The organism is Methylobacterium terrae (assembly GCF_003173755.1).
GTDB classification, from domain to species: domain Bacteria; phylum Pseudomonadota; class Alphaproteobacteria; order Rhizobiales; family Beijerinckiaceae; genus Methylobacterium; species Methylobacterium terrae.
This window is the reverse complement of record NZ_CP029553.1, coordinates 4,921,274-4,934,927: the sequence shown is the minus strand read 5'-3', so window position 1 is coordinate 4,934,927 and position 13,654 is coordinate 4,921,274. Positions and strand designations below refer to the sequence as shown.

12 protein-coding genes are annotated in these 13,654 nt (G+C 71.6%); 8 read left to right on the top strand and 4 right to left on the bottom strand.

Annotated elements, in window-relative coordinates:
* Nucleotides 1-270 precede the first annotated feature (270 nt).
* Nucleotides 271-1,437, top strand: coding sequence for a complex I NDUFA9 subunit family protein (locus DK419_RS22840; protein WP_109961121.1), 1,167 nt, complete (start codon nt 271-273; stop codon nt 1,435-1,437).
* Between the two features lie 268 nt (nt 1,438-1,705).
* On the opposite strand, the gene DK419_RS22835 is transcribed toward DK419_RS22840, so the two are convergent.
* Nucleotides 1,706-2,488 carry an SDR family oxidoreductase gene (locus DK419_RS22835; RefSeq protein ID WP_109961120.1) on the bottom strand — a complete coding sequence of 261 codons (783 nt, stop codon included), beginning with the start codon at nt 2,486-2,488 and terminating at the stop codon, nt 1,706-1,708.
* Between the two features lie 228 nt (nt 2,489-2,716).
* Complete coding sequence (gene argH, locus DK419_RS22830) at nt 2,717-4,108, bottom strand: argininosuccinate lyase (RefSeq protein ID WP_109961119.1); 1,392 nt, start codon at nt 4,106-4,108, stop codon at nt 2,717-2,719.
* On the opposite strand from argH, the gene tlpA reads away from it, so the two are divergent.
* Nucleotides 4,107-4,751: a thiol:disulfide interchange protein TlpA gene (tlpA, locus tag DK419_RS22825; RefSeq protein ID WP_109961118.1), complete on the top strand. Its 645-nt coding sequence runs from the start codon at nt 4,107-4,109 to the stop codon at nt 4,749-4,751. The two genes, argH and tlpA, sit on opposite strands and share 2 nt — an antisense overlap.
* A 54-nt stretch (nt 4,752-4,805) precedes the next feature.
* The gene (gene nhaA, locus DK419_RS22820) at nt 4,806-6,026 is read left to right on the top strand and encodes a Na+/H+ antiporter NhaA (protein WP_109961117.1); all 1,221 of its coding nucleotides are present in this window, start codon (nt 4,806-4,808) and stop codon (nt 6,024-6,026) included.
* 136 nt (nt 6,027-6,162) lie between these two features.
* Here the strand turns inward: nhaA and DK419_RS22815 are convergent, their stop codons facing one another.
* Complete coding sequence (locus DK419_RS22815) at nt 6,163-7,695, bottom strand: L,D-transpeptidase family protein (RefSeq protein WP_245443050.1); 1,533 nt, start codon at nt 7,693-7,695, stop codon at nt 6,163-6,165.
* A gap of 340 nt (nt 7,696-8,035) precedes the next feature.
* Nucleotides 8,036-8,989, bottom strand: coding sequence for an acetyl-CoA carboxylase carboxyltransferase subunit alpha (locus tag DK419_RS22810; RefSeq protein ID WP_109961116.1), 954 nt, complete (start codon nt 8,987-8,989; stop codon nt 8,036-8,038).
* 310 nt (nt 8,990-9,299) lie between these two features.
* Here DK419_RS22810 and DK419_RS22805 point away from each other — a divergent pair, with 310 nt between their 5' ends.
* From DK419_RS22805 to DK419_RS22790, 5 genes are all read left to right on the top strand, one after another.
* Entirely contained in the window at nt 9,300-10,439 is a 1,140-nt protein-coding gene (locus DK419_RS22805; protein ID WP_109961115.1) for a patatin-like phospholipase family protein, read from the top strand.
* 25 nt (nt 10,440-10,464) lie between these two features.
* Entirely contained in the window at nt 10,465-11,208 is a 744-nt protein-coding gene (locus DK419_RS22800; protein ID WP_109961114.1) for an acetoacetate decarboxylase, read from the top strand.
* A 39-nt stretch (nt 11,209-11,247) separates the two neighbouring features.
* Nucleotides 11,248-12,033, top strand: a complete 786-nt coding sequence (locus DK419_RS22795) for a 3-hydroxybutyrate dehydrogenase (protein ID WP_109961113.1) — start codon at nt 11,248-11,250, stop codon at nt 12,031-12,033.
* 190 nt (nt 12,034-12,223) lie between these two features.
* On the top strand, nt 12,224-12,655 hold the full coding sequence (locus DK419_RS28815) for a hypothetical protein (protein WP_162561362.1): 432 nt from the start codon (nt 12,224-12,226) through the stop codon (nt 12,653-12,655).
* A gap of 149 nt (nt 12,656-12,804) precedes the next feature.
* The gene (locus DK419_RS22790) at nt 12,805-13,620 is read left to right on the top strand and encodes a YfdX family protein (protein WP_109961112.1); all 816 of its coding nucleotides are present in this window, start codon (nt 12,805-12,807) and stop codon (nt 13,618-13,620) included.
* Nucleotides 13,621-13,654 lie beyond the last annotated feature (34 nt).

Sequence of the window (13,654 nt, the reverse complement as noted above, 5' to 3'; positions counted from 1 at the left end):
CGTGCCGCCCGCCCGGTGCGCGACGGGCCGAACCCGCCGAATCCGGCCGCCCGCCCGGACCCCGCGCCGGGCCTCCCGCGGGGACACGAGGTCGCGCGGCCGGCCGAGGCCTCAGGGGCCGTCGATGGCGACCCGGGCGGCACGGCGCAAAGTGCTTCACAGGGCCCGCCCCCTCGACTAAGGAGCCGGCAGAGCCCCCGGCGAGAATCCCGGATAAGACTCCCCCGGGCAGGATTCCCCGGACAGGACCCGCGGAAGGACCCCACGACCATGACCGGCTTCGACACTGTCGGCCTGACCCGGCCCGCCTCGCAGCTCGTGACCGTGTTCGGGGGATCGGGCTTCCTCGGCCGCCACGTCGTGCGGGCGCTGGCCAAGCGCGGCTACCGGATCCGGGTGGCGGTGCGCCGGCCCGACCTCGCCCAGTTCCTCCAGCCGCTCGGCCGCGTCGGCCAGATCGTCGGCGTGCAGGCCAACCTGCGCAACCCGGCCTCGATCGTCCGGGCGGCCGAGCACGCCGACATCGTGGTCAACCTCGTCGGCATCCTGCAGGAGAGCGGCAGCCAGACCTTCCAGCGCCTCCAGGCGGAAGGGGCCGGCGAGGTCGCCCGCGCCGCCGCCGCGGTGAACGCCCCGCTGGTGCACGTCTCGGCGCTGGGCGCCGACGCGCATTCGGCTTCCGTCTATGCGCGCTCGAAGGCGATCGGCGAGGCCCGGGTGTTCGAGGCGCGGCCCGACGCGGTCGTGTTCCGGCCCTCGATCGTGTTCGGGCCGGGCGACAGCTTCTTCAACCGCTTCGCCGGCCTCGCCCGGATGCTGCCGGTGCTGCCGCTCGCCGGCGCCGAGTCGCGGATGCAGCCGGTCTTCGCCGGCGACGTCGCCGAGGCGATCGCCCGGGCGGTCGAGGGCGGGCTCCAGGGCGGACGGGTCTACGAGCTCGGCGGACCGGAGATCCTGACCCTGCAGCAGCTCGTCGAGTACACCCTGAAGGTGACGATGCGCAGCCGCGTGGTGCTGCCGCTGCCGACCCCCGCCGCCCGGATCCAGGCCCGGGTGATGGAGCTCGTCGACACCGCGACGCTCGGCCTCCTGCCCGACTCGCTGAAGCTCTCCCGCGACCAGGTCACGCTGCTCCAGAGCGACAACGTCGTGTCGGAGGCCGCCAAGGCGGAGGGCCGCACGATCGAGGGGATCGGCATCGCGCCCACCGCGATCGAGGCGGTGGTGCCGGGCTATCTCTGGCGCTTCCGCAAGGCCGGCCAGTTCGCCACCGGCCGCGGCACCCCCGAGATGGCCGCGACCCCCGACCTGATGGCGCCAGACCCGATGGGCCCGGGCTCGCAGCACCACCCGGGCGATGCGAGCGGCCCGGCGGTGGGGCAGCTCGCCGCGGGGGCCGGCCCGGCGCCGGGGGTGCGCTGGGGCAAGAGGCAGTAGGCGGCGGAGCAGGTTTGAACGCGTAGGTCTGAACGAGAAAGGGCGGCCCCGCGGGGCCGCCCTTTCTCGTTGCGGATCTCCTCACCCGGACGACCGTGGCGAGAGCGGACGGAGATCCGGGACGGGAGGGAGGCGGGACGAACGCGCCCGCCTCCCTCATACGATTTCCGGCTGATCGCGTCGCGATGCGGAAATCAGCTTCGCTCAAGCGCCGCGCGGGCTGGCGATACGAGATCCGGAAGTAATCTTCCGGCTCTCGTATCACCCCTCAGATCGACCGCACGGCCCCGCCATCGACCCGGATCATGCTGCCGGTCATGTAGGAGGCCCGCTCCGAGGCCAGGAAGCACGCCACGTCGGCGAATTCCTGCACCTTGCCGTAGCGCTTGGCGGGGATCGCCGCGCGGGCGGCCTCGGCGATCTCCTCGCGCGACTTGCCCTGCGCCTTGGCGTTGGCGGTGTCGAGCTCGCCCGTGCGGTCGGTCTCGATGCGGCCGGGCAGGATCATGTTGACGGTGACGCCGTCGGCCGCGACCTCGGCCGACAGGGTCTTGGCCCAGCCGGCGATCGAGGCGCGCAGCGCGTTCGACATCACGAGGTTCGGGATCGGCTGCTCGACGCCGCTCGAGGCCACCACCACGATGCGGCCGAAGCCGGCCTGGCGCATGCCCGGCAGGACGAGGCCGGCGAGGCGGAAGACCGGGGTCACCATCGCCTCGAACTGGGGCGTCCAGGCCTCGGGCTGCACGGTGAGCGCGGTGCCGGCCGGCGGGCCGCCGGTATTGGCGACCAGGATGTCGACCCCGCCGAGATGCTCCTGGGCGGCGGCGTGGATCGCCTCGACGTTGTCCTTCAGGCTGCCCGCGAAGGCGTGGGCGCGGCCCTGGCCGCGGGCGTTGATCGCCGCCACCGCCTCGTCGAGGCGCTCGGCCGTGCGGGCGGTGAGCAGCACGTTCGCGCCCTCGGCCGCCAGGGCCTCGGCGATGCCGCGGCCGAGCCCGCGGCTGGACGACAGGACGAGGGCGCGCTTGCCCTTGAGACCGAGATCCATGGTGGTTCCTCCCGTGATGGTCGAGCTTGTTTGGAGCCGTTAGGCACTAACACACGCCCCTGTGCGCTCCCACCCACGACCTCATCCTGAGGTGCCGGAGCGAAGCGGAGGGCTCGAAGGAGGGCTCCAGAAATCACAGCGATCACTGGAGCCCTCCTTCGAGGTCAGTCCATTCCCGATGGACTGACACCTCAGGATGAGGGGCGCGGATAGGAGAGATGGAAGCGCTCAGGCCGTCTCGCCGGCGAGACGCTTCAGCCAGCTCTCGGCCTGCGCCCGCACGCTGTCCGGCGCGGTGCCGCCGTAGCTGGTGCGGCTCGCCACCGAGTTCTCGACGCCGAGCACCGCGAAGACCGCCTCGGTGATCCGCGGCTCCTCGGCCTGCATCACCGCGAGCGGCAGCGCCTCAAGGCCGATGCCGCGGGACGAGGCCTCGCCGACGAGGCGGCCGGTGACGTGGTGGGCGTCGCGGAAGGGCAGGCCGAGTTCGCGCACCAGCCAGTCGGCGAGGTCGGTGGCGGTGGCGTAGCCGGAGCCGGCCGCCAGCTTCAGCACCTCCGGCACCGGCTCCAGGTCGCGGACCATGCCGGCCATCGCGGCAAGGCACAGCGAGAGGGTCTGGAGCGCGTCGAAGGTGCCCTCCTTGTCCTCCTGCATGTCCTTCGAATAGGCGAGCGGCAGGCCCTTCATGACGATGAGCAGGCCCGACAGCGCGCCGATGACCCGGCCGGACTTCGCCCGCACCAGCTCGGCGGCGTCGGGGTTGCGCTTCTGCGGCATGATCGACGAGCCGGTGGTGAACCGGTCCGACAGCTTGACGAAGCCGAACTGGGCCGAGGTCCAGACCACGATCTCTTCGGCGAACCGCGACAGGTGCACCGCCGCGATCGCCGCGGCCGAGAGGGCCTCCAGGGCGAAGTCGCGATCGGCCACCGAATCGAGCGAGTTCGCCGTCGGCCGGTCGAAGCCGAGGTTTTTCGCAGTCGCGTGGCGGTCGATCGGGAACGAGGTGCCGGCAAGGGCCGCAGCGCCGAGCGGGCACTCGTTGAGGCGGGCGCGGGCATCGCGGAACCGGCCGCGGTCGCGGTTCAGCATCTCGACATAGGCCAGCAGGTGGTGCCCGAAGGTGACCGGCTGGGCCGATTGCAGGTGGGTGAAGCCCGGCATCACCGTGCCGGCATGCTTCGAGGCCAGCTCGGCCATCGCCTGCTGCAGGTCGGCGGCCTGGGCGTCGAGGGCGTCGAGGGTGTCGCGCACCCACAACTTCATGTCGGTGGCGACCTGGTCGTTGCGCGAGCGCGCGGTGTGCAAGCGGCCGGCCGAGGGGCCGACGATCTCGCGCAACCGGCTCTCCACGCTCATGTGGATGTCTTCCAGCTCGCGGCGGAACGCGAACGATCCGGCCTCGATCTCGGACTGGACGGTCTTGAGCCCGGCCTCGATCTTCGCCACATCCTCGGCCGGCAGGATCCCCGCCTTGCCCAGCATCGCGACGTGGGCGAGCGAGCCCCGGATGTCCTGGGGGGCGAGGCGCTTGTCGAAGCCGATGGAGGCGTTGATCTCCTCCATGATCTCGGCGGGGCCGCTCGCGAAGCGCCCGCCCCACATCCGGTTGCTCATGTCCTCACCTCGTCTCGCATCACCGCGAAAAACCCGCCTCGCCCTCGCAGGGGGGCTCGTCGCCGTCCTCGGCCTCGGGGCTGCCCTATACGGGCTTTCGGGCGGGAGCAACGGCGGCGCCTGCCCGCTCGGGGCCGCCACCGCCGCCCGCGTCGCGCCGCTGGCCCGCGGCGAGGTGGCGGCGCTCCAGGTCGATGCCGCGCCGAAGCCCGCGCCGGCCATCGCCTTCACCGGGCCGGACGGCCAGCCGAGGACGCTCGCCGACCTGAAAGGGCGCACGGTGCTCCTGAACCTGTGGGCGACCTGGTGCGCGCCGTGCAAGGCGGAGATGCCCGCCCTCGACCGGCTCCAGGGCGAAGTCGGGGGCCGGGATTTCGAGGTGGTGGCGCTCAACCTCGACACCCGCAACCTCGACCGGCCGCCGCTCTGGATGAAGGAGAACGGGATCGCGCGCCTCGCCTACTACTCCGACCCGGGCGGGCGGGCGCTGCCGGTGCTGCAGAAGAGCGGCGAGGTGGTGGGCCTGCCCACCACCCTGCTGATCGACCCGGCCGGCTGCGAGATCGGCGTGATGAAGGGGCCGGCGGAATGGGCGAGCGAGGACGCCCTGAGGCTGGTGCGGGCGGCGATCGGGCGGGGGTGAGTTCGCGCGTTCGCCGCGTTGATCCAGCTCTGGATTCCTGGCAGGCCGGGCGCCATGCAAGGTTCCCCGGCTCCCCGCCCCTCCCCCCGGCGCCTGCCGCGCCCGCTCTCCGCCCTGCGCAGCCTGCTCGTCAGCAGCGCCGGCGGCGGCCTCGTGCTGATGGCGAGCGCGGTGCTCGCCCTCATCGTCGCCAACGGGCCCTACGGCGAGGCCTATGCCCGGGCGCTGCACGCCCATCTCGGCCCCTTGAGCCTGCTGCACTGGATCAACGACGGCCTGATGGCCGTGTTCTTCCTGCTCGTCGGGCTCGAGATCAAGCGCGAGATCCTGGACGGGGCCCTGCGCACCTGGCCGGACCGGGCGCTGCCGGGCATCGCGGCGCTCGGGGGCATGGCGGTGCCGGCCCTCGTCTTCGCGGCGATCAACTGGTCGTCCCCCGCGACCCTGCGCGGCTGGGCGATCCCCGCCGCGACCGACATCGCCTTCGCGCTGGGCGTGCTGGCGCTGCTGGGGTCGCGGGCGCCGGTCTCGCTCAAGATCTTCCTCACCGCGCTCGCCATCCTGGACGACCTCGGGGCGGTGGTGATCATCGCGCTGTTCTACACCGCCGACCTGGCCTGGCCGATGCTGGCGCTCGCCGGCGCCGTGACGGCGATGCTGTTCGTGCTCAACCGCCTCGGGCTTCGCCGGCTCGGGCCCTACCTGATCCTCGGCGCCGTGCTGTGGCTGCTGGTGCTGCGCTCGGGGCTGCACGCCACGGTGGCGGGCGTGGTCCTGGCGCTGGCGATCCCCCTGCGGGCGAGCCCCGGCCGGCCCGACGACGGGCATTCGCCGCTGCACGCCCTCGAGCACGCGCTCCAGCCCTGGGTCGCCTACGGGATCCTGCCGGTCTTCGGCTTCGCCAATGCGGGCGTGTCGCTCGCCGGGCTGACGCCGGGGGCGCTGCTCGCCCCCGTCACCCTCGGGGTCGCGGCGGGCCTGTTCGTCGGCAAGCAGGTCGGGGTGTTCGGGGGCGTCTGGCTCGCGGTGCGGGCCGGGCTGGCGCCGAAGCCCGCCGGGGCCACCTGGCGCCACGTCTACGGCGTGGCGCTCCTCTGCGGCATCGGCTTCACCATGAGCCTGTTCATCGGCGGCCTCGCCTTCGCCGGCGCGCCGGAATTCGACACCGAGACGAAGCTCGGGGTGATCCTGGGCTCGGTGCTCTCGACCGCCGCCGGGGCGGTGGTGCTGTCGCTCGGGCCGCGGCGGGTGGAGAGGCCGGCGGTGGCGGAGTAGCGGGCTCGACGCCGGAACGGCTCGGCCGCGCACTCCTTCGGCACCTCGCAGGATCATCCCGGGGCTCGCCGCAGGCGGGAACCCGGGATGCCGCGGGGGGCTTCAGGGTCGTCGGGAGCGACGAACGCGCGCGCCTTCAGTTTGCCGGCTGCGCGGCGGCGACGCGGTTGCGGTTCGGCCCTTCGGTGCGCTTGCCGGTCTCCGCCGGCTTGGCGTCTCCGGTCTTGGCGTCCCCGGTCCTGGGAGCGGGCTTCGCCTCGGCCGGCTTTCCCTCGGCCTTCTTCGCCGCCGCCGGGTTGACCCCGTCGACCTTGGCGCCCGCGGCCGAATGGGCGGAGGGGGCCGGGTGCAGGTGGGCGGTCGTCTTCTTCGGCAGCGGCGCGGCCGGCGAGATCGCGGCGACCGGGGCGGTGTCGGCCGCCGGCAGGGCGGCGGAGGAGGCCGGGGGCGCCGCGGGGGCGCCGCCGAACAGGTTGCCGAGGAGCTTGCGGTAGGCGGCGGGGTCGCCGTCGGCGCTCGCGACGGTGATCGGCGCCGCCGGGGCGGCCGCCGCGGCCTCGCGGGTCGGGATCGGGGCCGGGCTGGTCGCCGGTGCCGCGAAGGCGAGCGCCGTGGGCTTGGCGTGCCTGCCCTTCTCGTGCTTCGGGTCGATCTTGGCGAGCAGCGTCGGCTTCACCTTCGGCTCGATCGCGATCTCCTCCGGCGCCGCCGCCAGGGCCTCCGGCCGGCTGACGATGCCCATGTTGGGCCGCGGCTGCGCCTGCTCGGCGAAGAGCTGGGTGCTGGGCGAGGATTCGCGGAAGAACGGGTGCTGGCCGCCATCCTGGTAGACGAGGCGGGTCGCCGCGGCGCCCTTGGCGACGAGCTCGGCCACCTCGACCTCGTCCTTCTCGCGCTTGGCGACGACGAGGGGATCGACCTTCGGGCTGCAGGCGCCCGCCGCCGCGTCCTGGCCGCCGAACACGTAGCGGGTGCCGCAGACGCCGACGCGCGGCTCCTCGTGCAGGGTCTCGAAGTAGTCCGAGCCCTCCTTGAGGTTGCGCCAGAAGCCGATGTTCGGGTCGTTGCGGAACTTGGCGAGGTTCTGCGCCGTCATCCGGAACGGGTAGGATTGGAACTGGAACGCCCGCTGCCCGCCGGCGAAGGCCTCGCGGGCGATGGCGTAGATCTCGGCGATCGCCTCGTCGGTCATCGCGAAGCACCCGGCCGAGGAGCAGGTGCCGTGCACCATCAGGTAGCTGCCGGTGCGGCCGTTGGCGCGGTCGAAGGCGTTGGGGTAGCCGGTGTCGAACGAGAGGTAGTACGACGAGTTCGGGTTCATCTGCCCCATGGCGATGGGATAGAACCCCTCGGGCGCCTGCCGGTCGCCCTCCCGCACCTTCGGGCCGAGCTGGCCCGACCAGCGGCAGATCGGGAAGGTCTTGAGCAGGGCGTACTGCCCGTCGGCGCCGCGCTTCCACACCTCCATCTCCGACTCCTTCTTGAAGGCGCGGATCAGGATGGGATCGCGGGGCGACATGGTCTTCGTCGCCATCAGGGCGACGGTCTTCGGGGGGATCGGCTCGCGGGCGCGCGCCGAGCCGGCGGCCGAGAAGCCCGCATCCTGGCACGCCCCGAGGGACAAGGCGACGGCAAGCGCGCTCGCCGCCAGCACCGGACGCATCGCCAGACGCACCATGGGAACCCCGCCTTCTCACCCGTCGATCCGCCGGCACCCTGACGCCTCGGACCGGTCTCCCCAACCCCATAGCTTCGTTAAACTTACCCGGCTCTTACCGCAAGAACGGTTAAGATTGCGGGGATTCGCTCAACAGGCGCGTCGGGCAAGCAAGCCGGCGCACGGCGTCACGGGGTTCACCCGCCAAGACATCCGCCCGGTCTTCGGCAAAACGAAGGCCGGGTTGTGTCTGGGGCGTGGGGGTTGTGCGGGGCTGTGGATGACGGGGATGGGGCGGGACGTTCCGGAGCCTGCGGCCGTCGGGCCGAGCGGGGGACGGCGAGGGACTCCCCTACAGGCTCCGCCCGATCTCCAGGAATTTCTGCGCCCGCCGGTCCCGCAGGGCATCGGCGTCGAGGGAGGACAGCGGCTCGAGGGCCGCGGCGATCGCCTCGCCGGTCGCCCGGATGGCGGCCTGGCCGTCGCGATGGGCGCCGCCGGTGGGCTCGGGCACGATCCCGTCGATGACGCCGAGGCGCAGGAGGTCCTGGGCGGTGATCTTCATCGCGGTCGCGGCGTCCTGGGCCCGGCCGGCATCGCGCCACAGGATCGAGGCCGCGCCCTCGGGCGAGATCACACTGTAGATCGCGTGCTCCAGCATCAGGACCGTGTTGGCGGTGGCGAGGGCGATGGCGCCGCCCGAGCCGCCCTCCCCGATCACCACCGTGACGTTCGGGGTCGGCAAGCCGAGGCAGGCCTCCGTCGAGCGGGCGATGGCCTCGGCCTGGCCGCGCTCCTCGGCCTCGATGCCCGGATAGGCGCCGGCCGTGTCGACGAAGGTGAGCACGGGAAGGCCGAAGCGGCCGGCGAGCCCCATCAGGCGGACCGCCTTGCGGTAGCCCTCGGGCTTGGCCATGCCGAAATTGTGCCGGATGCGGGCCTCGGTGTTGGCGCCCTTCTCCTGGCCGATGACGCAGACCGGCCGGCCGCGGAAGCGCCCGAAGCCGCCGACCACCGCCTCGTCCTCGCCGAAGACGCGGTCGCCGGCGAGCGGCTGGAACTCCTCGATCAGCCCGGCGCAGTAATCGACGAAGTGCGGCCGCTGGGGATGGCGGGCGACCTGGGTCTTCTGCCACGGGGTGAGCCCGGCATAGAGCTCGGCCAGGGCCGCCGCGGCCTTGGCCTCGAGCCGCGCCACGTCCTCGCTGATCGCCACCGCGCCGTCGCGGTCGCCGAGGGCCTTCAGCTCCTCGAGCTTCGCCTCGAGCTCGGCGACGGGCTTTTCGAAGTCGAGGTAGGAGCGCATCGGGACCTGTGCTGTATCGGGCCGGCTTCGCGGAGGGCGTCGGCGGGGAAAGACCCTGCGGGACCGTCGGGGGAAGCCCTGCGGGCGCCGGCGGTCCGCCAGGGAACCCGGGACCGGGCGGCGCGGCGGCTTGGCGCGCGGAGGCTTGGCGAAGGGGCCGGCCCGTGTCAACCCGGGAGGCCGGCCGGGGGCTCGTCGCCGTCCCGGCCCGGCTTCGGCGCGAGGAGACGGCCGGACGTCTTGTCTTGCGGCAGTGCAGCATCATCTTACCGCCGAGATTCGCGCGGCGGGCACCTCACGCGGAGACGACATGAACGGCCACTCGGACGAGCGGGATCAGGCGGGGCGGGACGAGTGCCGGGTGCTGGTGCTGCAGGGCGGCGGGGCGCTGGGCTCCTACCAGGCCGGCATCGCCGAGGCGATGCAGGAGGCCGGCCTGTCGCCGGACTGGATCGCCGGCATCTCGATCGGGGCGATCAACGCCGCGCTCGTCGCCGGCAACCCGCCCGAGCGCCGGGTCGAGCGGCTGCGGGCCTTCTGGGACAAGGTCTCCTCCGCCATCACCGTCTCGCCGTGGTGGCCCGGCGAGCAGGCGCGCGAGGTGTTCAACGCCTGGAGCGCCGCCTTCGGGGCGACCGTGGGGGTGCCGGGCTTCTTTACCCCGCGCGTGCCCCCGGCCGCCCTCTATCCGGCCGGCGCGCCCGAGGCGCTGAGCTACTACGACACCGCCCCCTTGCGGCAGACGCTCCTGGAACTGATCGACTTCGACCGGATCAACCGGCGCGAGACCCGGCTGAGCGTCGGCGCGGTGAACGTCCGCACCGGCAACTTCGTCTATTTCGACAATCACCGCGAGCGGATCGGGCCGGAGCACGTCATGGCCTCCGGCGCCCTGCCGCCGGGCTTCCCGCCGGTCGAGATCGACGGCGAGCTGTACTGGGACGGCGGCATCGTCTCGAACACGCCGCTGCAATACGTGCTCGACGAGGAGCGCCTGCGCGACCTCGCGGTGTTCCAGGTCGACCTGTTCAGCGCCCGCGGGCCCCTCCCCCGCACCCTGTCCGAGGCCGCCGAGCGCGAGAAGGACATCCGCTATTCGAGCCGCACCCGGCTGAACACCGACGACCAGATCGAGATCCACAAGGCCAAGATTGCGTTCCGGCGCCTGTTCGACAAGCTGCCGGCCGAGCTTCGCCAGGATCCCGACGTCGCCTTCCTGTCGGAGGTCAGCCACCAGAACGCGGTGACGATCCTGCAGCTGATCTACCGCGCCAAGAACTACGAGAGCGACGCCAAGGACTACGAGTTCTCGCGCACCACGATGCTGGAGCACTGGAAGGCCGGCCGCAACGACGTGCGCCGCTCGCTGCGCCACCGCCGCTGGATCGAGCGCTGCCGGCCCGACGAGGGCGTGACCGTCTTCGATCTCACCCGCGACGCGCGGGACTGACTTGTCCCTGAGGAAGGAACGCCGCATGACCCGCGACGAGATCCTGAAGGCGCCCTCGATGCCGGCCTTCAGCCCGAGCTACCCGCACGGGCCGTACCGGTTCATCCGGCGCGAATACCTCATCATCACCTACGAGACCGATCCGGACGCCCTGCGCGCCGCCCTCCCCGAGCCGCTGGAGCCGGCACCGGGCAACCTCGCCTATTACGAGTGGATGAAGATGCCGGATTCCTCCGGCTTCGGCGATTACGAGGAGAGCGGTTCGGCCATCGTCGCGACCTGGCAGGGCGAGCCCTGCAACTACTCGGTCCAGATGTACCTCGACGACGAGCCGCCGATCACCGCCGGGCGCGAGATCTGGGGCTTCCCGAAGAAGTACGGCGTGCCCCGCCTCAAGGTGACGAAGGACACGCTGACCGGCACCCTGCACTACGACGAGGAGCGGGTGGCGATGGGCACGATGACCTACAAGCACCACAGCCTGGAGGACCGGCTCGACAGGGTTCGCGAGGGAATCGGGCAGCTCAACGTCAACCTGAAGCTGATCCCGGACGTCGACGGCGGCGTGAAGGTGGCGCAGCTCATCGGCTACCGCCTGCAGGACATCCGGGTCCACGGCGCCTGGGAGGGCGAGGCCCGGCTGCACCTGATCCCGCACGTCAATTGTCGCGTCGCCGACCTGCCGGTGCGCCGGATCGTCGGCGGCCGCCACCAGATCGTCGATTTCACCCTGCCGTACGGCCACGTGCTGCACGACTACCTGGGCTGAGCAACCGGCCTGAGATTCTTTGATCGAGGAGATCGTCGCATGTCTCTGCAAAACAAGACCGCCCTCGTCACCGGGTCGACGAGCGGCATCGGCCTCGCCATCGCGCGGGTGCTGGCGCAGCACGGCGCCAACGTGGTCCTCAACGGCTTCGGCAAGCCGGAGGCGATCGAGACGGAGCGGGCCGGCATCGAATCCGAGTTCCACGTCCGCGCGATCTATTCCGGCGCCGACATGACCAGGGCCGACGAGATCGCCGCCATGGTGGCGGATGCCGAGAAGGAATTCGGCGCGGTCGACATCCTCGTCAACAACGCGGGCATCCAGTACGTCTCGGCGATCGAGGAGTTCCCGGTCGAGAAGTGGGACCAGATCATCGCCATCAACCTGTCCTCGGCCTTCCACACCATGCGGGCGGCGATCCCCGGCATGAAGACGAAGGGCTGGGGCCGGATCATCAACACGGCCTCCGCCCACTCCCTCGTCGCCTCGCCCTACAAGTCGGCCTACGTGGCGGCCAAGCACGGCATCGCCGGCCTGACCAAGACCGCGGCGCTCGAACTCGCCACCCACAAGATCACCGTCAACTGCATCTCGCCGGGCTACGTCTGGACCCCGCTGGTCGAGGCACAGATCCCCGACACCATGAAGGCGCGGGGCCTGACCAAGGACCAGGTCATCGACGAGGTGCTGCTGAAGGCCCAGCCGACCAAGGAGTTCGTCACCGTCGACCAGGTCGCGGCGATCGCGGCGTTCCTGTGCACGGACGCCGCGGCCCAGATCACCGGCACCAACCTGTCGGTGGATGGCGGCTGGACGGCGCAGTAGGATGGCGGGGCGGCGGCAGGCCCTGAGGTCTCCCGACGCCTCGACCGCGCAGGGTCGTCCCGGGGCCGCGCGGCGGAACCCGGGACCGGTCGCCGCCGCGGTCCGGGGACGCGGATCGCAGGCCGCCTCGTCCTGCCGCGTCGGCGGTCGCGAAGCCCGGGCTCTCGCCGTCGGCGAGCCCCGGGACGACGTGGGTTTCTTCAAGGACGCGCCGATCCGAACGACACGGCTCTTCGAGCGGATCCCGGCAGGTCGCCATTCGGCGATTTGTCGGGATTCATCATCCGCGGACCGGTCGATCGATCTCGGCCGCCGCGACGCCGTCCGGGTCGTTCCGGGCGTGCCTCCGACACCCATCCCGGGCGCCGTTTCCGCCGCCCGGGCCGGGTGCCGGATCTCTCAGGATGAGATTGCCGGCCTCGGGATGCGCCGGCTTCGACGCGGAGAAATCGGCGTCTTCGGCCCTCCTGATACGAGATCCGGAAGATTACTTCCGGATCTCGTATCACCAGCCCGCGCGGCGCTTGAGCGAAGCCGATTTCCGCATCGCGAAGCGATCAGCCGGAAATCGTATGACACCCCGGACATCGAGGATGCGCGCGTCGGAACGACCGCCGGTTGACGATCGCACGGCCCGGCTCATGACGTTGAGTTACAGGCTTTTAATGAAACGGTTAGGCAACTTGCCCCTCAACGCTGTGTTATCACGATGTCACCAACGCGGCGATGCCGCAAAGTAATACCGGCATCGATTTCATGAGGAGGCAAGTCATGTCGTACCGGAAATCCCTGGTTGCTGCCCTCGTCGCCACCACCGTCCTCGGCGGTGCCGCCTACGCGACCGAGCAGGCGGCCAAGCCGGCGGCGGTCCAGGAGAGTGCGGCCCAACGCGCCGTCGACCAGGATGTCGGCAAGCTCTCGAAGGACGGGGCCCAGGCGTTCCGCGACATGCATCTCGCCCGGATCGCGATCTTCGACGCCGATCCCGCCCAAGCCAAGACCCTCATCGGCAAGGCCCAGGCCGCCCTGGCGAAGGCGAAGGCGGACGATGCCGTGTTCAACAAGGCCGAGGCCGACCTGAAGACGCCGGCCGAGCTGGCGGCGACCAAGGACAAGGCCGCGGCCGACAGGAAGGCCGAGGCGCCCGCCACCAGGGACGCGGTGTCCAAGGACAAGGTCGCCTGGGTGCCGGTCGATGCCCAGCTGACCCTCGGCGAGGACTTCCTGGCGACGCCCGAGAAGGCGTCCGCCGTCACCGAGGCGAACAAGAGCCTCGCCAAGGGCGACCAGAAGGGCGCGATCGAGACGCTGAAGCTCGCTCATGTCGACGTGAACTTCGTCATGGCGGTGCTGCCCCTCGACAAGACCGTCACCGACGTCAACCAGGCGGCCACGCTGATCGGCCAGGGCAAGTACTACGAGGCCAACGCGGCCCTGAAGACGGCCGAGGACGCGATGCGCTTCGACGTGATCGACGCGGTCGGCATCCCCCAGAAGGGCGCCGCGCAGTCGAGCGCCAAGCCCGCCCCGCAGCACGCCGCCGGCGCGAGCGACGGCAAGACGAGCGATGGCAAGGGCACGAAGTAGGCGCCGTCGCTCCGGCCCGGGATCGGTTCCCGGG